This window comes from Vibrio sp. 10N.286.49.E11 (assembly GCF_041469505.1).
GTDB classification, from domain to species: Bacteria; Pseudomonadota; Gammaproteobacteria; order Enterobacterales; family Vibrionaceae; genus Vibrio; species Vibrio crassostreae_C.
Map to the genome: position 1 here is coordinate 24219 of NZ_JBFRKQ010000052.1, position 19073 is coordinate 43291.

The 19073-nt window shown below is 43.8% G+C and carries 21 protein-coding genes; 3 read left to right on the plus strand and 18 right to left on the minus strand.

What is annotated here, in order from left to right; all coding sequences use genetic code 11:
• Positions 1-8: 8 nt before the first annotated feature.
• From AB4167_RS11825 to AB4167_RS11845, 5 genes are all read right to left on the minus strand, one after another.
• A complete protein-coding gene (locus AB4167_RS11825) occupies positions 9-587 on the minus strand; it encodes a DUF6162 family protein (protein ID WP_029235381.1) in 579 nt (192 codons plus the stop codon).
• Positions 584-919, minus strand: coding sequence for a hypothetical protein (locus AB4167_RS11830; RefSeq protein WP_102320787.1), 336 nt, complete (start codon positions 917-919; stop codon positions 584-586). Before AB4167_RS11830 ends, AB4167_RS11825 begins: the two co-directional genes overlap by 4 nt.
• 116 nt (positions 920-1035) lie before the next feature.
• On the minus strand, positions 1036-1872 hold the full coding sequence (locus AB4167_RS11835; protein ID WP_017062544.1) for a DUF4198 domain-containing protein: 837 nt from the start codon (positions 1870-1872) through the stop codon (positions 1036-1038).
• 138 nt (positions 1873-2010) lie between these two features.
• Positions 2011-2529 carry a DUF2271 domain-containing protein gene (locus AB4167_RS11840; RefSeq protein WP_017062545.1) on the minus strand — a complete coding sequence of 173 codons (519 nt, stop codon included), beginning with the start codon at positions 2527-2529 and terminating at the stop codon, positions 2011-2013.
• Positions 2530-2600: 71 nt separating this feature from the next.
• On the minus strand, positions 2601-3230 hold the full coding sequence (locus AB4167_RS11845) for a PepSY-associated TM helix domain-containing protein (protein ID WP_017062546.1): 630 nt from the start codon (positions 3228-3230) through the stop codon (positions 2601-2603).
• Positions 3231-3573: 343 nt separating this feature from the next.
• On the opposite strand from AB4167_RS11845, the gene AB4167_RS11850 reads away from it, so the two are divergent.
• Positions 3574-3894, plus strand: coding sequence for a hypothetical protein (locus AB4167_RS11850; RefSeq protein WP_017067850.1), 321 nt, complete (start codon positions 3574-3576; stop codon positions 3892-3894).
• 129 nt (positions 3895-4023) lie between these two features.
• Here AB4167_RS11850 and AB4167_RS11855 read toward each other — a convergent pair whose 3' ends face one another.
• The 7 genes from AB4167_RS11855 to AB4167_RS11885 all read right to left on the minus strand — a co-directional run bounded on the left by AB4167_RS11855 (position 4024) and on the right by AB4167_RS11885 (position 11233).
• Positions 4024-5202 carry a lipopolysaccharide assembly protein LapB gene (locus AB4167_RS11855; RefSeq protein WP_102320786.1) on the minus strand — a complete coding sequence of 393 codons (1179 nt, stop codon included), beginning with the start codon at positions 5200-5202 and terminating at the stop codon, positions 4024-4026.
• Positions 5199-5819, minus strand: a complete 621-nt coding sequence (locus AB4167_RS11860) for an energy transducer TonB (RefSeq protein WP_008219721.1) — start codon at positions 5817-5819, stop codon at positions 5199-5201. Before AB4167_RS11860 ends, AB4167_RS11855 begins: the two co-directional genes overlap by 4 nt.
• Before the next feature lie 19 nt (positions 5820-5838).
• Positions 5839-6243: a biopolymer transporter ExbD gene (locus tag AB4167_RS11865; RefSeq protein WP_004739212.1), complete on the minus strand. Its 405-nt coding sequence runs from the start codon at positions 6241-6243 to the stop codon at positions 5839-5841.
• Positions 6240-6800 (minus strand): MotA/TolQ/ExbB proton channel family protein, encoded by a 561-nt coding sequence (locus tag AB4167_RS11870; protein WP_010429842.1) that lies wholly within the window; start codon positions 6798-6800, stop codon positions 6240-6242. The genes AB4167_RS11865 and AB4167_RS11870 overlap by 4 nt, the downstream gene beginning before the upstream one ends.
• Positions 6800-8176 (minus strand): MotA/TolQ/ExbB proton channel family protein, encoded by a 1377-nt coding sequence (locus AB4167_RS11875; RefSeq protein WP_017062549.1) that lies wholly within the window; start codon positions 8174-8176, stop codon positions 6800-6802. Before AB4167_RS11875 ends, AB4167_RS11870 begins: the two co-directional genes overlap by 1 nt.
• Positions 8176-8943, minus strand: a complete 768-nt coding sequence (locus tag AB4167_RS11880) for a DUF3450 domain-containing protein (protein WP_017062550.1) — start codon at positions 8941-8943, stop codon at positions 8176-8178. Before AB4167_RS11880 ends, AB4167_RS11875 begins: the two co-directional genes overlap by 1 nt.
• 193 nt (positions 8944-9136) lie before the next feature.
• Entirely contained in the window at positions 9137-11233 is a 2097-nt protein-coding gene (locus tag AB4167_RS11885) for a TonB-dependent siderophore receptor (RefSeq protein WP_372136569.1), read from the minus strand.
• Positions 11234-11792: 559 nt separating this feature from the next.
• Here AB4167_RS11885 and AB4167_RS11890 point away from each other — a divergent pair.
• Positions 11793-13097 (plus strand): dicarboxylate/amino acid:cation symporter, encoded by a 1305-nt coding sequence (locus tag AB4167_RS11890; RefSeq protein WP_017062553.1) that lies wholly within the window; start codon positions 11793-11795, stop codon positions 13095-13097.
• Positions 13098-13281: 184 nt separating this feature from the next.
• Here AB4167_RS11890 and AB4167_RS11895 read toward each other — a convergent pair whose 3' ends face one another.
• From AB4167_RS11895 to AB4167_RS11905, 3 genes are all read right to left on the minus strand, one after another.
• On the minus strand, positions 13282-14667 hold the full coding sequence (locus AB4167_RS11895) for a sensor histidine kinase (RefSeq protein WP_017064547.1): 1386 nt from the start codon (positions 14665-14667) through the stop codon (positions 13282-13284).
• Positions 14664-15329: a response regulator transcription factor gene (locus tag AB4167_RS11900; RefSeq protein WP_017062555.1), complete on the minus strand. Its 666-nt coding sequence runs from the start codon at positions 15327-15329 to the stop codon at positions 14664-14666. The genes AB4167_RS11895 and AB4167_RS11900 overlap by 4 nt, the downstream gene beginning before the upstream one ends.
• 80 nt (positions 15330-15409) lie before the next feature.
• Complete coding sequence (locus tag AB4167_RS11905; protein ID WP_010429860.1) at positions 15410-15883, minus strand: NYN domain-containing protein; 474 nt, start codon at positions 15881-15883, stop codon at positions 15410-15412.
• Between the two features lie 323 nt (positions 15884-16206).
• On the opposite strand from AB4167_RS11905, the gene AB4167_RS11910 reads away from it, so the two are divergent.
• Positions 16207-16704, plus strand: a complete 498-nt coding sequence (locus AB4167_RS11910) for a DUF4174 domain-containing protein (RefSeq protein ID WP_050546503.1) — start codon at positions 16207-16209, stop codon at positions 16702-16704.
• Positions 16705-16755: 51 nt separating this feature from the next.
• Here AB4167_RS11910 and cobA read toward each other — a convergent pair whose 3' ends face one another.
• The 3 genes from cobA to nirD all read right to left on the minus strand — a co-directional run bounded on the left by cobA (position 16756) and on the right by nirD (position 19072).
• Positions 16756-17532 carry a uroporphyrinogen-III C-methyltransferase gene (cobA, locus tag AB4167_RS11915; protein ID WP_017071487.1) on the minus strand — a complete coding sequence of 259 codons (777 nt, stop codon included), beginning with the start codon at positions 17530-17532 and terminating at the stop codon, positions 16756-16758.
• Positions 17533-17809: 277 nt separating this feature from the next.
• Positions 17810-18625 carry a formate/nitrite transporter family protein gene (locus tag AB4167_RS11920; protein ID WP_017062558.1) on the minus strand — a complete coding sequence of 272 codons (816 nt, stop codon included), beginning with the start codon at positions 18623-18625 and terminating at the stop codon, positions 17810-17812.
• A 123-nt stretch (positions 18626-18748) separates the two neighbouring features.
• Positions 18749-19072 (minus strand): nitrite reductase small subunit NirD, encoded by a 324-nt coding sequence (gene nirD / locus AB4167_RS11925; RefSeq protein WP_102320784.1) that lies wholly within the window; start codon positions 19070-19072, stop codon positions 18749-18751.
• Position 19073 lies beyond the last annotated feature (1 nt).

Genomic DNA, 19073 nt, shown 5'->3' on the forward strand with positions numbered 1-19073 from the left:
TCTTATTATTAGTGAGCATCGCTTTCATGATGCTGTTCAATTTCTGATTCGTTCACGACCATTTTCCAACCCGTAGACTCTAGCGTGTGTTGGTCAAAAGTAGCGGGCTGTTTCGCTACACCGCCCAAGAAGATCCAGATTTCAGGAGAAACGCTGTTCGCATTTAAAATAAAGGAATCCGCAAAACCATGATCGGTAGGCGTAGCTTGTTCACTTGGAGTAGAAAAGTAATAACCACGCTCGTCCAGTACCCAAGCATGAGAACCTTTGCGCTTCCAACTCTGATCTTCTACAAACGGGGCAACCCATTCATCTTTAAGTGATGCAACACTCGGCCATTCACCATCTGAGTCCATGCGCAGGTCACGGATTTCTTCATGCGCTAAACGCAGCTCTGATAGCATCGCCAAGTTTTCTTGTTCAACATCAGTCACTAGAATTTGATGATCAAGCACTGCTTTAACGTGGGATTCAGCCTGATGAAATGGGATTGCGACAGTTGCAAAGCAAAGGATGAACACAATGATCAGTCCTACCCATTTGCCCTCTCTGCCGCCCGTATCAGCACGTACGCTTTGAATCATCATTCTTCACTGATCTCTACAACATCAACTTCAACTGGAAACTCATGACCTGAATCGAACACAAGGTAGAACTCAGTGTCAGGATGTGGGAATTCAACGATAGAACGTTTATCTGTCATCTCTTTTGCAATCAAGTTGTCTTCGTAATCGTACATCTCAACTGCGTAATCAATCGCTTTGCTGCCATCCGAATAACCCGCTTCACAAGCAACAGTCTTACCTTCAAACCAGCAGCTCATCAGTGGAAAGTGTGCTTGCGCAGGTAATGCAGCGAAACCAAGTCCCAATGCTAAGCAAGGAGTCATTAAAGCGTTAAGTTTTGTTTTTATTGTCATGGTTCGTACCCTAGCCACAGTGCAAATTCTCAGAAGTAAACTGAGCGATAAAGGGCTCAAATGAGCCCTTAAGTTTTTTTGATTCTTAATCAGGGATCTAGCCCCGATATCACAGACTATTGAAGCAGCGCTTCGAACGTTAGGTGAACGTTCGCGCTTGCTTTGTCTGCCAGTGGGTTGTCAATCAACTCACCTTTGTAGTTCGCTTTCATTACGTAACGACCTGCTACGTCTGGAGTAAACGTGATTTCACCGTTCTCATCACTCACCACATCAATCTGCTCTTGGTGGTTGCGGTAAAGCGTACCTTCACGAGTAATCTCCGCTTTCACGTCTTTCTGGATTTCACCGTTGTAGAAGAACTGGAATGTCACAGGTTCGCCTTCAACGATATCTGAAGGGTGTGTCACAGGCTTCATTTCTAGAAGCTTGCCTTCAATTTTGAACACTGAATCCGTTGGCTTACCTACCGTGATGTAGCTTTCTGCACGAGTGAAGCTGATCTGCGTTACCACGTCACGTGATTTTTCAGGCAGAACTGAGTCACGCTCAGCTTTGTTTGCTTTAATCCACTTCACCGTGTCACGGCGACCCGCTTTGTATTGCGTGTAGTAAGACGGCTGGTTGTTGATCGCCACTTTGTGTGTACCTTCTTCTTCAAAATAGAAGTCGAAGATTGAACGACGCTTGCCACGAATAACGAAGTTAGGACGCTCGCTGCGGCCATCTGGCATGATGACATGAGCATTTTCGCTGCCAGCAGGCTTATCAAAAACAAACGTACCGTGAGACGCAGTAACATCGAACGTTAGCCAATCACCACCTTCTTTAGATACAGTAAAGTGAGATGGCAAAATCCAACGTGGGTGAGCTTGTGCCGTTGTCGTTGCTGCTAGGCCGAATGCCATCACACCCGCTAGAGCAAGTGCTTTGATTTTTGTCTGTTTCATCATGTTCAATTCCATTATTTATAATTGTTAGCCGTGTCGCTCTATCTGAGCCTACGATGACCACTGTCTATTCTGTTCAGCTTGGTTTTAGTTCGTACTTACTAGTTACTGTTCGCACTTACTAGTTACTGTTCGCACTTACTATTTAGCGATGTAGTTCAGGGTGATTTCACCCGTCTCTTCCGTTGCTTTTAATTCGTAAGATATGTTTGAATCTGCGAGTGATACTTTTTGGCGAAGGTAATTACGGCCACCGTGTTCACGAACCACTTCGATATGAACCGTGTACTCGCCTTGTTCTAACGTTTCACCGCTGTCGCTCTTACCATCCCACACGAAACGGTACTGGCCAGCAGGACGTGTTGCAGACGTCACAGCATCAACCAGTTCACGATCGTAACGGCCAACCTTTCTCCACCAGCTGCGCAGATCCTTAAGCCATTCGTCTTTACCGACCCAAAGCTCGATGGTTTTCACTGACTTTCGTTCGCTATTCTCTACCCACACCGCCACATAAGGACGTGCATACATAGAGGTATCAATCTTTGGAAGCTCAAAGCTGACATCCAGTTTTGCCGTATCAGGAATCGCTTGTGCCATACCTAGGCTTGGCAAAAGAGATAAAGCAAGAAGCGCCTTGCTCCAGTTCATTTTTTTCATTTTTAACAACCTTTTAAATCCGTTTAACCTTAAGTTCGCTCTTCAATCCGATTCATCAATCGAATCAAGCGTTAAGGCACGGCGACAAAATAGATAACCAATGAGATTGCAGACCCAAACACCGTCCATTTGATGGAAGTATTAAGCGTCTTTTTCTTAGGTAACAGTAAGCACACGCCAGTAAGCACAAAGAAGATCATCAATAGCGCAGTGATATCGATAAACCATTTCCATACTTCACCGCTGTTACGACCTTTATGCAGATCGTTCAACAATGCGATAACGCCGTAATTAGTGGTTTCGACTTCTACAAACTCAGACGTAACGTCAACAAAAACGGAAGCGTTGTAGCCGGGTCCTTTGAAGTCCATAGATACCTCACCGATGAGCAACTCACCATCTTCAATCTCTGCATAGATGTCCAAACCAGAAGGAACGCCGGAGAGGTTGGCTTCTTCGAACAGAAACGTTTCAAAGGCTGTCTCGTCAGCTTTTAAACGTCCGTCTTGAACCGTAAATAAACTTGTAGGAAGCGTTAGCGTAGAGCGTTGGATATTGGGTTGGCTTGATTCAAATAACTCAGGTCGGTTCAGGGTGATACCGGTTACTGAGAAAAAAAGAACCACGAACAGAAGCGCCATAGAAATATAAACATGAAGTCGACGAGCCCATGACTGAACCGCCCTACTTTTTAACGACATACAAACCAATACCTATAAATTTTATGACGACAATTTAGTTGATAATCATTCGTATTGGCATTCAATTTACATTGTTTACGTTTGCCGAGTGGCGTAAGGAAATTTACATAACATTACATGGGAAGTAATCGAACTGTATGCATATTCTTGCTAACGTGTACTAAAGGGATTTGATTCGTTTTATTAGAGGTTATTGATAACAGGGTCAAAGCTCAAAAAAGCTCAATCTCAACATGCTTGATTGAGATGGGTTTAAGGTAACAGTCGTAGCTTTAAGGATAGAAAGTTGGGACTATTTGATCACTGGTTTGATGATAGCTAATGAAGCTTAAAAGGATTTGAAATGCGTATTTTTGTTTTGGCTTTTGCTGCGCTAGTGACGGCGTGCACCAGCCAAATAATCAGCACGGAAGAACATATTCAAGAATACATCGGTTCAGACATAACCGATGTACAAGAACGTTATCTCACCGAACGGTCACGCCCTATCAGTTTTTGGGCGTCTCGAAACTATGCTTGGATTGAAACCAAGAAACCGTTAGACAATGGTTATACAGTACACGCATTCAAAAACCCTTATCGTGACTGCACCATTAATTGGGTTGCTGATACCAGCGGCGTGATTCAAAGTGCTACGTCCAGCGGCACGATGTGCGAGCCTTAACTGCCGCATTGGAACGATAAAGTTCAAAAAGCTTTAACCGCCAAAATTAAAAAGGGTGTCATTTGAACCATCAAATGACACCCTTTTCTCTATATTACTTTCTCTTGTCTTCTGTTGTGCTATTCGCAGTTAGACGTTGCCGTTATCACTCACTGTTCTTAGCTGAGTCAGATATTTAATCCAACCTTTTGCCTCAGAAGAAGGCTCAATGTTGTTCGCACGTTTCGCTTGAGCAAGAGCATTATCAAGATTCTTTAGCTTGTACCATGAACGTACTTTCGCTAAAGCAACATCAGCTTGCTTGTTCTTGTCTTTCACTTTATCCAAAACAACCAGAGCACGATCGTAGTAACCTTGTTGAACCAGTAACTGAGCCACATTCCAATGATATTGCGTGTCTTTTCTAGACGCTAACGTCCACACTTCAATAGCACTGTCCCACTCTTTCGCTAACTGCCAGTAGGTTGCTTGCTCAGCCAGAAGTTGAACATCGCTGTTCGCATCATCTAACTTACTAATTTCTTGTGCTGCGCGCTCTGGAATGCCACGTTTCGCGTAAAGCTGCGCTAACAAGCGGCGATCTGAGTTCTTCAGCTCAACACCTTGTAGATCAGCCAGTGCTAACGTGTTCAATGCATCACGATTACGATCTAACCTAAGTTGAATACCAACCAGTTGACGCCACCAGTTATCTTTCTCGGGTTGAAGTTCAATCAAGCTTTCCAGTGTAGGAATCGACTGTTTCCACTGCTTTAACTGAAGCTGTGCGCCCAGTTTTAGCGATAGAGGTGATAACTCTGGTTTTGAATTGAACTTGTCGTGATTACCGATGGCCACTAGGACTTTCGACCAGTTTTCGATTTGGTATTCCGCTTGTGCAATTCGCATCCAAAGCACGTCTTTCTTTTCTGCCTCTGGCGCTGTTTTTACTAACTCGTAGTAATGTGGAAGCGCGTTTTTGAACTGTTGATCGTTTAATAACAGATCCGCAAGCATACGCTTCGTTATCCAAGCTTGTTCATCCACCAGCAAATTGGTATCGACGGCGTATGTAAGCTGCTTAATCGCCTTATCGGTTTTGCCATCTTGCCAGTAAAAAACACCTAGCATACGAGCTACGTACGCTTTGTCGTAGCCCTTAGAAAGCTCTAAACCTGCTAGTACGTCAATGGCCTGTTTAACCTGTTCATCTTGAGCAAGCTTATGCGCCTTTTGAACACGAATAGCAGTATATTGGGTTAGCTCTTGTGCCTGTGTTGTAAGGGGCATTAACAACAAGCCCACTAATATCCATATATGTTTCATCATTTTGCCAACTTAAACTCTAGTTTCACGGTTTGACCAACCTGAGCTATCGCTTTTCCATCGACGACTTTCGGTTGATATTTCCATTTTTTAAGTGCTCTCATCGCTTCACGTTCAAACATACGACGTGGGTTTGCGTCAGTGACTTGAATGTCAATTGGACGTCCCGTTTCATCGATAGTAAAAGACATAATCACATGGCCTTCAGCTCCACGCTTAAGCGCTTTCGCAGGGTAACGAGGTTCTACTCGATACAAAGGCATAGCCTGTTGGTTTGACCCAAAATCAGAGAATGTCGGTGCGTTAATCGCTAGGCCATCAATGGATGTATTCAAATCCAATGAAGGCAGAGAAGACATCGAATTCAGAGGCGTAACTTCAGCTTGTGACTGAGATGTTTGCGCTTCCGGTGGCGGCTCTGGCATTTCTGGTTTTTCCGGAACTGCACGTTGTCTTCTTTGAACTTCTTGTTCTTGTTCCACCATCACCATGTTGAAACTTAACGTCTCGCTATCGTCTGGTGAACGTTGGTGGCCATTATCGACCATCCAAGCCATGAAAGAAAACAGCGCTAAGCCCAACGCACCCGCTAGCGGTAAAGCAAGAAATAGGCGAATCATTTATGAAGATCCTCCAAGATCATCGCTTATCAGCAGCAAGCGCAATGTTTTTAACACCAGCACCTTTCGCAGCATCCATCACTTTAACAACAGTGCCGTTGTAAGCGTGTTCATCCGCTTGAATAACCAAAGAAGCATCAGGTTGTTCTAGCAACAAGTGCTCTAACGTCGCTTGGACACGTTCAACATCTACGACACGCTTGTCGATGAAAATGTCGTTTGCAGAAGTAATCGCAACAAAGATGCCTGCATCCTTTTGGCTTACTACGTTAGAAGCTTGTGGGCGATTGACTTCCACCCCTGATTCACGAACAAATGAACTGGTCACAATAAAGAAAATAAGCATGATAAAGACAATATCAAGCATCGAAGTAAGGTCTATTTGAGCCTCTTCGTTTTTAGAATGACGTCGACCGAGTCTCATCGTTGACTCCTTAAAGATTTTTCTAATTTCAATTCTAAGCGGTTACATACTTTCGCTAAGCGAGCGTGAACGAACATGCCCGCTAACGCTGCAACCATGCCTGCCATGGTTGGCAGTGTTGCTAACGAGATACCTGAAGCCATCAATTTAGGGTCACTGCTGCCTTGTGTCGCCATAACATCAAAAACAGAGATCATACCGGTTACAGTGCCTAGCAAGCCCAACATCGGGCAAATAGCGACTAACAGCTTAATAAAATTCAAGTTTTGGTTAAGCAAGATACTCGCTTGCCCTAACCAACCTTCACGAATGGCTTTGGCATGCCAAGAAGAGTGATCTTCTCTTTCATGCCATTTCGCTATCCAAGCTTGGCGTTGCTTAGGAAAGTAGAACGCAAGATAAAGCACACGTTCTACCACAAGCACCCAATACACTAGGACGACAGCCGCTAGCCACCACAGGACGAAACCGCCCTGCTCCATAAAGCTTGATAAAGACAGCAGCCAGTCACTCGTTAACCAACTCGCTGGTAATAGAGAACCCGACAAAATATCCATTACGCAGCAGTCCCAACTGGTGAAACAACAGCGTTTGATTCAACGGTCTTTTCAGCCTGCTCAGCAACAAGACCAATACCTTGCTTCTCAAGAATATTGCGAATGTTTTCTGCTTGAGTGCTAAGAATGTTGTGTGCCAGTAGAAGAGGCATTGCCGCAACCAGACCAAGTACCGTAGTTACAAGCGCCATCGAGATACCACCCGCCATAACTTTAGGGTCGCCATTACCAAACTGAGTGATCACTTGGAATGTTTCGATCATGCCGGTTACTGTACCTAAAAGGCCCAACATTGGTGCTAGTGCCGCCAATAGCTTAAGCATCGATAGACCTTTCTCTAGGTGAGTCTGCTCATCAACTACCGCTTCTAAAAGTCGCAACTCTAACGCTTCAACCGTTTGGTTTTGTTCCTTGTTGTACATCGCAAGAACACGACCTAGTGGGTTATCACCCGCTTGCTCAGGGTTCTTAAGTTGCGCGCGAATTTTCTGGCGTGCGATAGCAAGAGAGACACCACGAACTAATGCGATGATTAGACCAATAGCTAGTAGGCCAAGAATCACTTTACCAACCACACCACCCGCTTGTAGACGGTCAGTTAAACTTGGCGTAAGTGCTAATTGCTCTAGCATAAACCCGCGAGAAGGATCGACAACCACGTTAGATACTTCACCATTCGCTAACGAAGAAAGTGACGCTAACGTTGGACCATTTTGTGGTTGCTTAAGGTAAGCGATCGCATCTTCACGCTGAGTGTTCCAGCTAACATAGCCTTGCTCTGTCACAAGACCAATCGAACCTAGTCGGTAAGCGTCAACCTTGTTTGTATTGCCTTCACCATTAATGAATGCAATTTGAGATTTGCTAAGCTCAGAACTCGCTTGGATCTGTTCAACCATGCTCATCCACAAACCGGTCAGCTGTGGCATTGAAGGCAGTGATTTAGCATCAATGATTTGATCAACAGTTGCAGTGTGTTCAGCACGATCAACACTATTCACGGTTGAGCTAAGCTCTGCGCCGAGTTCTTTTGCGTTTTGACGAACGACACCGAACAGCTCGCCTAAGCTACCGGTTTCTAAACGCAGCTTCTCTTCTAAGCGAGCAAGCTTGTTTTCGTTATCACTGAACGTTTGAGTCAGAACATCTGTCGCACCTTGGATAGACGTACGCTTCGCTTCAAGCTGAGCTTTGATCGCTTTCAGTTCTTGTTCTGTCTTTTTGAAATCAGCTTCACGCACTACGTTGTGAGAAGCTTGAGTTCGACTCTCTGATTTTGCTTTATTAACTAGCTGAGCCGTCGTATCTGATGCAGAGAAAGCTGAAAATGAAAGTGATGTAATGCAAAGCAATGCTGCTAATGGCTTTAAGTTCATTACTTAACCTCCGCAACAGTTAAAGAAACAGGTAAAGTAATTAGGCTTGGCGCCGCTTGTTGGCTTGCAATGTCGTAAGCTTTATCTAGCTCAGATTTCATTGAAGAATCTAGCTCTTGCCACTGATTTTGTGTTTGATTCCAAGACCAATATTGGCTGCCATTTAGGTTACGAGCCACCAAAGAGATACGACCTAGGTGCAACACGTCAGCTTCAATCGTTCTGTCGTTGCTCAATGCAACGCGGCCTTGGTAAGCACCGAGCTTGATGCCGTAGTCCATCTCGATTTGGTAAGCTTCCAGGATACGACGATACTTCTCAGCATCACTCACATCAGCACGAGTCATCATTGCTTGTAGCTTTTCTACTCTTTCTAGACGCTGTTCTTTCTTAATCGGCACGTCTTTCTCTACCAACTGTTCAAGACCATCGATCATTTGATACATCAATGGCACAACACCTTGGCGTGTGTATTTGATTTCTTCGATCTGCTCTTCAATGCTTTGAGCTTCTTGGTTTTGGCTCTCAACTAATGCAGCAAGGTGATCGTGATAGATTTCTAGGTTTTTAACTTCTTCTTGCAGACGCTCAATCTCAGCTTGCAGCATTAAAGTCGCTTGTGAGCTTTTATCAATAACCTTTTGGCTCGAAGCCGACGCGTTATTGGTCTTGTTTTGAATTGATTGAGCTTGATCCAAGCTGTTTGCCATAGAAGACGTTGCAACCAAACTGATGGCAAGCGCTAGGCTAGTTTTTAAAAGATTCATAATTGTAGTCATTTACTATAGAAGAAGGTCAAATACATTTTATTGATAAATACTATTATTGATAAGCACTCTCATTATCATTAAAAGTCACTCGCATTACTAGGGATATTTTACTGAATAGCAGAATCACGAAAGGAGAAAGCCGAAACTTTCCCCTTAGTATTTAGGCTAACAATAGTACCCTACTAACAAATTAGTATTTTACCTGTAAAGTCGCCATGTAGTTACGGCCTTCGCCGATTACTACGTCTTCAGCAAATTGGTGGTTTGAAGATGTTGAACCGCCACCCGCTAGGTATTCTTTATCAAATACGTTCTCGACTGTTAGACGCGCTACGAAATCAAGAGAATCGTCGTACTTAAGCGTGTATGCAGCACCCATATCTACACGTGCGTAGCCGTCTTTCTTGAATGTGTTCGCGCTATCGCCGTAACGAGAACCTTCGTAGATAAGACCCAGGTTCACATCAACTTCGTTTGTTGCTGCATAGGTAGACCAAACGCTTGCTGCAAACTCAGGTACGTCTACTGGACGGTTACCTTCATATGTTTCATGGTTCGTGATTTCAGCATCTAAGTACATTGCAGAACCAGACATTGAGAAGCGCTCTGAAATAAAGCCTTGTGCGGCTAGCTCAGCACCACGGTGAACTTGTTCGCCACCTTGTGTCTTCGTCCAATCGCCTGATGAAGTGTCTTCTACATCCATTGAAATGTTTTCTTGGGTAATATCGAATACCGCACCAGAAACGAATAGACGTTCGTCCATCAGTTCCCACTTAGTACCGACTTCGTAAGACACGCCCGTTGCTGCGTCAACAAGTTCGCCATCGTTGGTGTAGTTGCGGCTTCCGCTAGACACAACACCTTGTGGTTCGAAACTTTCAGAGTAAGAAGCGTAGATACTACCGTTTGATACTGGGTGGTAAATCAGGCCAAGCTTAGGTGCTACGTTTTCTTCTGCAACGCCATCACTTACTTTACGGTCGAAACGAGCACCCGCAAGAACTTGCCATTCATCATTAATAGTAATCAAATCTTGGATGTAGAAGCCCCAAGTATCGTAAGTACTCATCTTACCTAGCGATGTTGGACCCACTGACGGCGCTGGTACTGTTGCATCTGGTGCGTATTCAGCGCTGCTGAAGCGATCCATACCACGGTAATAGCTGTAGCCTAACCAGTTAGCACCGAATAATAGTTGGTGCTCTGTGCCCGCAAGATCAGCGGTTGTTGTTAGATCGACATAAGCTGTTCTGAAACGCCATTTGTCATGACGGTAGTTGCCACCTTGAGTCACGGTTCCTGTACCATCAGGATTCATGTTTGAAAAGCTTGGGTAGCTTTCCATATCAATACGTTCGAAATCTTGGTAGTTGAAACCTGTTTTTAATGACCATGTATCAGTCAGGTTAGCAGCAATATCAAAACCAACGTTCTCAACATCGTTTTCAATCTGTGACCACTGCGCATCCCAGATATGCTTGTCGCTACCCACTCGGTTGCCGTCTAGTGTGTATAGTGCACCAGAATCTACGCTGCCTTCGTCGTTGGTCTTATCGTAGTGAACAGAAACCATTACGTCTTCAGTTACATCGTAATCAACGAATACACCACCAACAAAACGTTCTGTTTGTGGTTCAGTTCCGTCACCGTAAGTTCTCCAAGAGCCGTAGCTTTCTTTAGATAGAATCGCGCGACCACGTAGAGTTTCAGCGTCGTTCAAAGCGCCACTTACGTCTACCGTTGTACGAGAATGGTCATTAGAACCAATATCTTGACTTACACTTACTTGAGTTTCATAAGTTGGTTTTTTAGCTACCATGTTAATCAAACCACCAGGAGCTGACTGACCATAAAGTAGACCTGAAGGACCTTTTACTACTTCAACTCGCTCAAGTAATTCAATAGGTTGACGGTAGTGAGACCAATGTTGCTGGCCATTTTTAAGGAAGCCCGAAGAGCTTTCTACCGAGAAACCACGTAGAGAGAAACGTTCACGGTTACGGCTTGTACCGCCAGCACTTACACTCGCGTCATTCTTAAGCACGTCACCAAGCGTTGTTGCACGCTGTTCATCGATGATTTGCTCATCGATTACTAAAACTTGTCCCGGAGTCTCTAATTGAGTCGCCTCCATGCGCATTGCTGTTGTGTTCGTGTCGGCTTTATAACCGTAGTCACGACCTTCAACAACCATATGCTCGTCTGTTTTTACTGTTTCTGCCAATACTGCTGGTGAAGCTAATACTGCGCCGATCACTAAAGCCAATGGGCTCTTTGAAAACATGTCCTTTACTCCGCTTTTATTCTTTTAGACGAACACTTTGTTATTTATTCGATGTGTTCGCTGAACCGTTGCCGGTACCACTGAATTATTTCGGGAGTGAATATAAGTGATAACTATTACCATTTGCATTAAATTTACATTCTTTGCATTCGTAAAGTTTTGTAAAGGCCTGTCGGTGAGTCATATTTGAGGAGTTCAACAAAACCATTCAATACAAATAGTTAAGGCTCATGGACGTAAATCGACTGGTTATCTTCACCGAATTTTTTGAAACAACGGTATTTGTTCAGTCAATTGAAGACGTGAAGATTGATAAGAAAATCATCTCTTCTTATTTACTACCTTTGAAACGACAAATTTATGTATAAAACCCTCGATAGATGTAAATTAATAGTGAATTATTTTGTTTTTATTTGTTTAGTTTACACAATTATCAGTGATTTTGATCACATCTATAATTCCAAACTCATTTTTTGTTTTTCGAATTGATTATCCGACTGCTAATCTCCTGCTCACTTTGAAAAGGTATCAAAGTTATAAATAATAAGGAGTGTTCTAAATGAATACCAAGAAACCTATGTCTCTGACTGGTCGAGTAATCCTCGGTATGGTCGTAGGTATATTAACGGGATTCGCCATTCAATCCCTTTTTGCAGACAACGGATTTGTTAACAACTACATCGTTAACGGACTCTTTGAAGTGGGCGGACAAATCTTTGTCGCCAGTTTAAAAATGCTTGTTGTGCCTCTAGTCTTCGTTTCACTAGTGTGCGGTACAAGTTCTCTTAAAGACTTATCAACTCTTGGCCGTATGGGTGGCAAAACGCTTGCACTTTATATCGGTACTACTGCCGTTGCCATCACTCTAGCATTAACTATCGGTAACCTGTTCCAACCTGGAGCTGGTGCGGATCTTACTGCTGCGAGCTCTTTCAAATCAGCGGATGCCCCTTCTCTGGGCCAAGTAATCATCGACATGTTCCCAACCAACCCTATTCAGGCGATGGCTGAGGGCAAAACGTTACAAGTTATCGTATTTGCAGTGTTGTTTGGTATCGCAATCAGTGCAGCGGGCAAACCCGGTGAACGTATCGCTGCAGTTTTCTCTGATCTAAACGAAGTGATCATGAAGCTAGTTGCGCTACTAATGAACCTTGCTCCTTACGGCGTATTCTTCTTGATGGCGAAACTGTTCTCTGGCCTTGGCTTAGGTGCAATTTGGAACCTAGCAGAATACTTCTTAGTGCTTGCTGGTACCCTGCTGTTGCATGGCTTGGTGACTTACAGTGCGATGCTTAAAGGATTCACAGGTCTTAGTCCGATTACGTTCCTACGTAAGATGGAAGATGCAATCATGTTTGCATTCTCAACAGCATCTTCGAACGCAACAATTCCAGTAACTATGGAAACGGCTAAGAACCGTATGGGCGTAGACAACAAAGTCGCTTCTTTCACAGTACCACTAGGTGCAACTGTGAACATGGACGGCACTGCAATCATGCAAGGTGTTGCGACGGCGTTTATCGCGCAAGCGTACAACATCGACCTTTCAATGGGTGATTACCTAATGGTTATCCTAACGGCGACACTGGCGTCTGTTGGTACTGCAGGTGTCCCTGGTGTTGGTCTTGTTATGCTAGCGATGGTATTGAACCAAGTTGGCCTGCCGCTTGAAGGTATTGCTCTAATCATGGGTGTTGACCGCCTTCTTGATATGATTCGTACCGCTGTAAACATCACAGGTGATAGTGCCGTATCTATCATCGTTGCTAAGTCTGAAGGCGCTCTAGACGAGTCTCGCTTCAACGACCCAGCAGCAGGTGAGAAAGAAGAAGAAGTTAAGCTAGCTCGCCAACAGGCATAGTCTCGCTTATCTTATGCTCTTGTCTTCAAGCTCAGGCGTAATTAATGGCTACGCCTAGCCCATACCAAAGCGCATAAAGAAAAACGCCACTGCAGATGCAGTGGCGTTTTTATTGGGTATCGCTTAAGTCAGTACTACTGAGTTGGGACAGTTATCAATTTAAGGTAATTATCAATAGGGAAAGCTAATCACCGATTGGGAACATCAAGTTCACTCTCAGCCCCCCACCTTCTCTATTCTCAGCAGTTACATGTCCATTCATCACACCCATCGCTTCTTTAACAATCGCAAGGCCCAGACCGTAGCCACCAGACCGTTTGTCTCTTGCTGATTCAATACGAGTAAACGGGTCGAATATACCTGCAATCTTGTTATCGGGAATACCGTCACCGTCATCTTCTACAGATATTACACTGTAACGTCTATCCATTACCTGTTCGTATGTCGTCACGACCACATGAGCGTTCTCACCCGCGTATTTAATGGCATTCCCGACCAAGTTACCAATGACTCGAAGCAGTAGCCTCTCATCAACGTTCACCATTGATATCGGCGTCTCTAGGGAACCAATCAAAGTTTGATTCGGTTTTAAATCGTTTTGCATCTGCGCGATCAACATTGAACAATAGTGCTCAAGGTGCATTAAACTTAACTTGGAGTCATAGCGAGAGGTTTCTAAGCGGCTAAATTCAAGTATCTCACCCACCAGCTTATTCATCTCTTCTGTTTCATTTTCCATTCGTTCTAGCAAACCAATGCTTTTATCATCAACCTTGCTGCGCAGCAGGTGTAGTGCGAGGTTTTGCCTTGCTAATGGTGTTCTTAACTCGTGTGAGACATCACGAATCAAACAACGTTGCTTTTCAGCCAGAGATTTAATCTCAAAGGTCATATAATCAAAATCGTGTGCAAGCTCGTTGAATTCACGCGTGGTGGAGTTCAACTCCGACACCACACTGACCGTGAAGTCACCTTGAGCCAGTCTGCGGCTCGCTTCTCTCAATCTATCCAACGGTTGCTGAAGGCTTTTGGCCATGATAATCGAGAACAGAGACAATACGACCAATGCAATCAATGCTTTAAGCATATAGGAATATGGCGCAAAAGATTTTGCGGGATGAAACTGGTGCGGTAGTTGGATAACCAGTGTTTTACCGTTATCCAGTGGTAGGCCGAAGATCGGCTTACTCACACGATCACTAAGTTGGTGATCTAACGTTCTTAAGTATTTGAGCTTAAATTCAAAATGTGGGTGCATGTGACGATGTGTGATCGGACGATTGTCTTTATCAATTACGAACAGATAATACTGCTGAGCATTACCCCAGTCCGCGAGTTCATCCATGTCCCCTTCTTCGATCAACACATTCGCTTGGTAAGCAAGGTCGAGCATTTCCGCTTTTACCGATTCTGGGACTTTAAGCAGCGCTTTCATCAAGGCTCTTTCAGCGACACCTTGCAGGATCAAAATACTCACCAAAATGACGGTCAGGTAACTGAACAGTTGGAAAGTGAGTCCGTCTTTACGCTTAGCAATAAAATCAGGGCAACGCAGCAGTTTTTTACTCATGCTCCGACCGACTCTAGGTAACTGTAACCTTTACCACGAACGGTTTTTATATGTTGTTTAGACAAACCTGCCTGAACGAGCTTTCTACGTATATTGCTGATATGCATATCTAAATTACGATCGAAGGGACACAATTCTTTCTTGAGTACATGGATTTGCAGATCAGATTTTGAGACGACAATACCGTCATTTTTGACCAAATAATCAAGCAAGTCTTTTTCAGTGCCAGTTAATGGCAAACGAGAGAGTTGTTCACACAAGCCGTGATTAGAGGAAGCTAAAGATTGTCTCTGACGCTCAAAGCCCACTCGGCGTAAAATCACCTTTATACGAGTCAGGAGCTCAGGAACATTGAAAGGTTTAGCGATGTACTGGTCGGCGCCTGCTTGGTAGCCATCGAGCATTGAGGCATCGTCGTTAAGCGCGGTTAGCATAAGAATGGGAGTAGCAAAACGCTGACAAATACGTCTTGCTACTTGAATGCCGCTTAGGTTCGGAAGCATTACATCGAGTAGAACCAAATCGACAGGGTGAGATTGAATAAACTCAAGCGCGGATTCACCGCAATGAACAGTATCAACGTGATACCCCTCATTTTCTAACACTTCACCCAGTAATTCACACAACTGAATATCATCATCAACAACTAAAACGCGAGACATTACACATACCGATAAATAAGAACTGTTTGCATTCTAATTATCGTTATTATTGATTTCAATTATAAAGTGCCCGATTTCCTCTATAGAAGAAAATCTTTTTCAATCGGTACAAATTTTGATGCAGAATCGATAAGATTTTGAGCAGTTAACCCGGGAACACCATACACTTCAACAGGCTTGCCAAAGCGCTCTTTGATTCGCTCTACAAGGATTTCGAAATCACCGTCTCCTGATACCAAAACAATCGTATCAACCGTCTCAGCAAGTTCTATCGCGTCTAACGCAATACCCACATCCCAATCGCCTTTTGCACTGCCATCTCGACGCTGAATAAACGGCTTTAACTTCACATTAAAGCCCACACCACGAAGGATATGATGAAATTGACGCTGCTTTGGATCTTGGCTTGAGATTGCGTAAGCATTAGCTGCAATAACGTTACGCCCTTCCGTGGCAACATACCAAAACTGGTTATAGTCGAAGTTAGAACGGTATTTGTCGCGCGTCGTGTAGTAAACGTTCTGAACGTCGACCAAAATTGCTATGTTTTCCATAAATTCATACCTTTAGATTTTCCGTATACCCTATTCTATTCAATTGTAAAATGCGAGTCGCTTTACTCAATAAAAATGAACCTGCCAGCTATCGTTAACGTAAATCTAATATCTTTAGCGTAAAGCTAAGTGTCTTTACGTAATCCTAACTATGCTTATTGTAAGTGGATTTGTTTTGAGCGTTTCTTAGGTGGTTCTGATCTTCACCTTCTTCTTTACGTAGCGTTCAAATCGTACTCAGGCTTAGAGTTTTTAAAGGGAGGTTGGCAATGCTGCACCGACAAACACACAATTCGATCGTAAGCATCGACACAACCAAAGCGATGCAAACTTTAAATCAACCATCAAACTCTGGTAGCTGGTTTAGTTTGCTTAAACTACTGACCATCAGCACGGTAATAATCATGAGCTTAACCATCAATTCAGTACTCGCCTACCCCGCTTATTCTCACTCAAAGCCTTTGCCACACCGCAGTGTGATTTATTTCGCTCCAAAGGAAGATTCAATCGTTAAAGAGTTTCTGAATGAAGTGTTGCTCAATAACTGTCAATTGGACGAACGAGATGTCGTCATTATGGTTATTGCAGAGAGTGGTTACACAGTCCCAACTTGGTTAGAAGAAGAGTTTAACTTAGAAGCAGTCACCAGTATTTACGAGATCCCGAAAGGATCACATACCGCTGTTTTGATTGGTAAAGACGGGAAAGAGAAGCACCGATGGAGTGGCAAAACAGATTGGAAACAGATCACCAATATCATTGACGAAATGCCGATGCGCCAACAAGAAATGCAGCGACAAGGCAGCCGCTGCAGTATTTGATTCTTGATGGACTCAGTAGTGGCTTAGAGATCCAATTAGAAGGTCAAACGATCAAGCTTGTTTGTTAAACCAAGCAAGTTTTTCATGGAGCTGAGCCACGCTGCCTACAACAATCAGCGCTGGGCTCTTTGCGACGCTCGCAAGGTCAGCTAAATCACGTAACCCACCTCTAAACACCTTTTGTTCTTGGCGTGTACCGTTTTCGATGATCGCAACTGGCATGTCAGCTCGCATACCATTATCGAGTAGATTCTTCTGAATGTTCGGACTCTCTTTCAAGCCCATGTAAAACACGATGGTATGGTTGTGCTGAGCAAGAGATTGCCAGTCAATATCTTCGCCATCTTTCTTCAAGTGACCTGTAATAAACTGCACGCTTTGTGCATGATCACGGTGCGTCAACGGAATGCCCGCATAAGCCGTTGCTCCGGCAGCAGCTGTGATGCCCGGAATCACTTCAAATCTCACGTCATTCTCAGCTAACGTTTCACACTCTTCACCACCACGACCAAAGATAAACGAGTCACCACCTTTTAGACGCACTACGTGTTTGTTCTCTTGAGCTTTGGTCACTAATAGTTGGTTGATCTGATCTTGCGGTACGCAGTGATGATCGAGCTTTTTGCCCACATACAACATTTCTGCTTCTGGATTAGCCATCGCCAAAATATCTTTTGATACCAAGCGGTCATAAACCAACACGTCTGCTTGTTGAATCACTCGTGCGGCTTTTAGCGTAAGTAAGTCTGGGTCGCCCGGACCTGCACCTACCAATGAAACAAATCCTTTGTTTACTTCTTTAACATTCGATGACGATACTTCTGACATGCTGCGCTCCGAAGGTTTGCTTGTTTTATCTCAAGCTTAAATCTATGTGATAAGTCACTGTATTGATGATGACTTATCCAAATCCTTAACCCTTAGACTATCAGGTGTTGATATAAATATTCAGTCTAAATACTAACGAAGATAGAAGTAATTATAACAAAACAGTCTATTGCGAGTAATTTGCGCAATGATATAAGGGCTTTCGAACTAAAAAAGCCCCAAACATGTTGTTGGGGCTCTTAATCTCATACTAAATTACGTTTCACCCTACTGAGGATTACTTAGCACCTAGAGAAGGCGCAGTTTTAGCGTGAGTTAGGTATAGAGGAACACACGTCATTAATAGACCACCAACGATGTTACCTAGGATTGTTGGGATAAGGTTGAAGTTCAACCATGTCGCAATACCGAAGTCAGCGCCAAGAATCATACCCAGTGGGAATAGGAACATGTTTACTACTGTGTGCTCAAATACGAGTGCGAAGAAGATGAAGATTGGGAACCACATCATTGCTACACGGCCAGATACTGTGCGTGCAGTCATGTTGCCAATCACACCTAGACATACCATAAGGTTACAGAAGATACCGCGTACGAAACACGTGATCCATCCGTCCATACCCATGTTTTCAAAACCTAGGCTACGACCTGTAGAAACAGCAATGAACTTTTGAGCAACAGCGTTTGGTTCTAAAGAGAAGTTACCCGTTAGTGATACTGCAACAAGGAAAGCAACAATCAAAGAACCGATAAGGTTACCAAGACCAACAATACCCCAACAACGTAGGATACGACCCCAAGTAATACCTGGGCGGTTGTCGAATTTCGCTAAAGGTGCAAGGCCGAATACGCCAGTTACTAGGTCATAACCCATTACACTTAGAATGACGAAGCCAACTGGGAACACAAGTGCGCCAACAAGGCCAATACCGGTTTGAACCATTGCTGTAATAGCAACAACAACCGCTAGAGAAAGGATGATACCAGCCATAGTGCTTCGAATCAGAAGATCGCGAGTACTTGTTTTCGTTTTCGCTTCACCCACATCAATCATCGTTTGAACGAATTCAGCTGGTTTGTAATCAGGAGACATAAGGTTGTCCTTAAAAAGTTTAAATTAAAAGTTAAAATTGGATAGGAAAAGGCTCTAGTTGCCGAGTTAAGGCAATATCGAGAACTAGAACCCTTGAACTATCAAATCTTACTCATCCGAAGATTAAGCAGAGATTTCTACAGCGCCTTTGGCAACACGAGCTTTGTACGCTTTCACGTTGAAGTTCTCGTCTTCCATGCACACACCTGTTGCTAGGTTAAAGCGTTGCTTCTTAAGTGGGCTTGCTACCCAAAGCTCTTCTTTGTGCTCAACAATCAAGCCACGTGATAACACGTTTGACTGGAAGTAAGGGTCTGTGTTGCTAATCGCGAATACTTCTTCAGCTTTCGTTGGGCGGAATACAGCTACTTGCTCACCACTAACCAACGCACAAACACCTGTACCTGGGATAATGTCTTCGATCTTACAAACTTTGGTAAATGCCATG

Coding starts and splice junctions, on each gene's coding strand:
- AB4167_RS11885 (WP_372136569.1), bottom strand. CDS start 11,233: ATGTTTTCAAAGAGCCCATTGGCTTTAGTGATCGGCGCAGTATTAGCT.
- AB4167_RS11855 (WP_102320786.1), bottom strand. CDS start 5,202: ATGATGAAACATATATGGATATTAGTGGGCTTGTTGTTAATGCCCCTT.
- AB4167_RS11890 (WP_017062553.1), top strand. CDS start 11,793: ATGAATACCAAGAAACCTATGTCTCTGACTGGTCGAGTAATCCTCGGT.
- AB4167_RS11865 (WP_004739212.1), bottom strand. CDS start 6,243: ATGAGACTCGGTCGACGTCATTCTAAAAACGAAGAGGCTCAAATAGAC.
- AB4167_RS11860 (WP_008219721.1), bottom strand. CDS start 5,819: ATGATTCGCCTATTTCTTGCTTTACCGCTAGCGGGTGCGTTGGGCTTA.
- AB4167_RS11850 (WP_017067850.1), top strand. CDS start 3,574: ATGCGTATTTTTGTTTTGGCTTTTGCTGCGCTAGTGACGGCGTGCACC.
- AB4167_RS11875 (WP_017062549.1), bottom strand. CDS start 8,176: ATGAACTTAAAGCCATTAGCAGCATTGCTTTGCATTACATCACTTTCA.
- AB4167_RS11870 (WP_010429842.1), bottom strand. CDS start 6,800: ATGGATATTTTGTCGGGTTCTCTATTACCAGCGAGTTGGTTAACGAGT.
- AB4167_RS11895 (WP_017064547.1), bottom strand. CDS start 14,667: ATGAGTAAAAAACTGCTGCGTTGCCCTGATTTTATTGCTAAGCGTAAA.
- AB4167_RS11835 (WP_017062544.1), bottom strand. CDS start 1,872: ATGATGAAACAGACAAAAATCAAAGCACTTGCTCTAGCGGGTGTGATG.
- nirD (WP_102320784.1), bottom strand. CDS start 19,072: ATGGCATTTACCAAAGTTTGTAAGATCGAAGACATTATCCCAGGTACA.
- AB4167_RS11900 (WP_017062555.1), bottom strand. CDS start 15,329: ATGTCTCGCGTTTTAGTTGTTGATGATGATATTCAGTTGTGTGAATTA.
- AB4167_RS11910 (WP_050546503.1), top strand. CDS start 16,207: ATGCAAACTTTAAATCAACCATCAAACTCTGGTAGCTGGTTTAGTTTG.
- AB4167_RS11825 (WP_029235381.1), bottom strand. CDS start 587: ATGATGATTCAAAGCGTACGTGCTGATACGGGCGGCAGAGAGGGCAAA.
- AB4167_RS11840 (WP_017062545.1), bottom strand. CDS start 2,529: ATGAAAAAAATGAACTGGAGCAAGGCGCTTCTTGCTTTATCTCTTTTG.
- cobA (WP_017071487.1), bottom strand. CDS start 17,532: ATGTCAGAAGTATCGTCATCGAATGTTAAAGAAGTAAACAAAGGATTT.
- AB4167_RS11880 (WP_017062550.1), bottom strand. CDS start 8,943: ATGAATCTTTTAAAAACTAGCCTAGCGCTTGCCATCAGTTTGGTTGCA.
- AB4167_RS11830 (WP_102320787.1), bottom strand. CDS start 919: ATGACAATAAAAACAAAACTTAACGCTTTAATGACTCCTTGCTTAGCA.
- AB4167_RS11905 (WP_010429860.1), bottom strand. CDS start 15,883: ATGGAAAACATAGCAATTTTGGTCGACGTTCAGAACGTTTACTACACG.
- AB4167_RS11845 (WP_017062546.1), bottom strand. CDS start 3,230: ATGTCGTTAAAAAGTAGGGCGGTTCAGTCATGGGCTCGTCGACTTCAT.
- AB4167_RS11920 (WP_017062558.1), bottom strand. CDS start 18,625: ATGTCTCCTGATTACAAACCAGCTGAATTCGTTCAAACGATGATTGAT.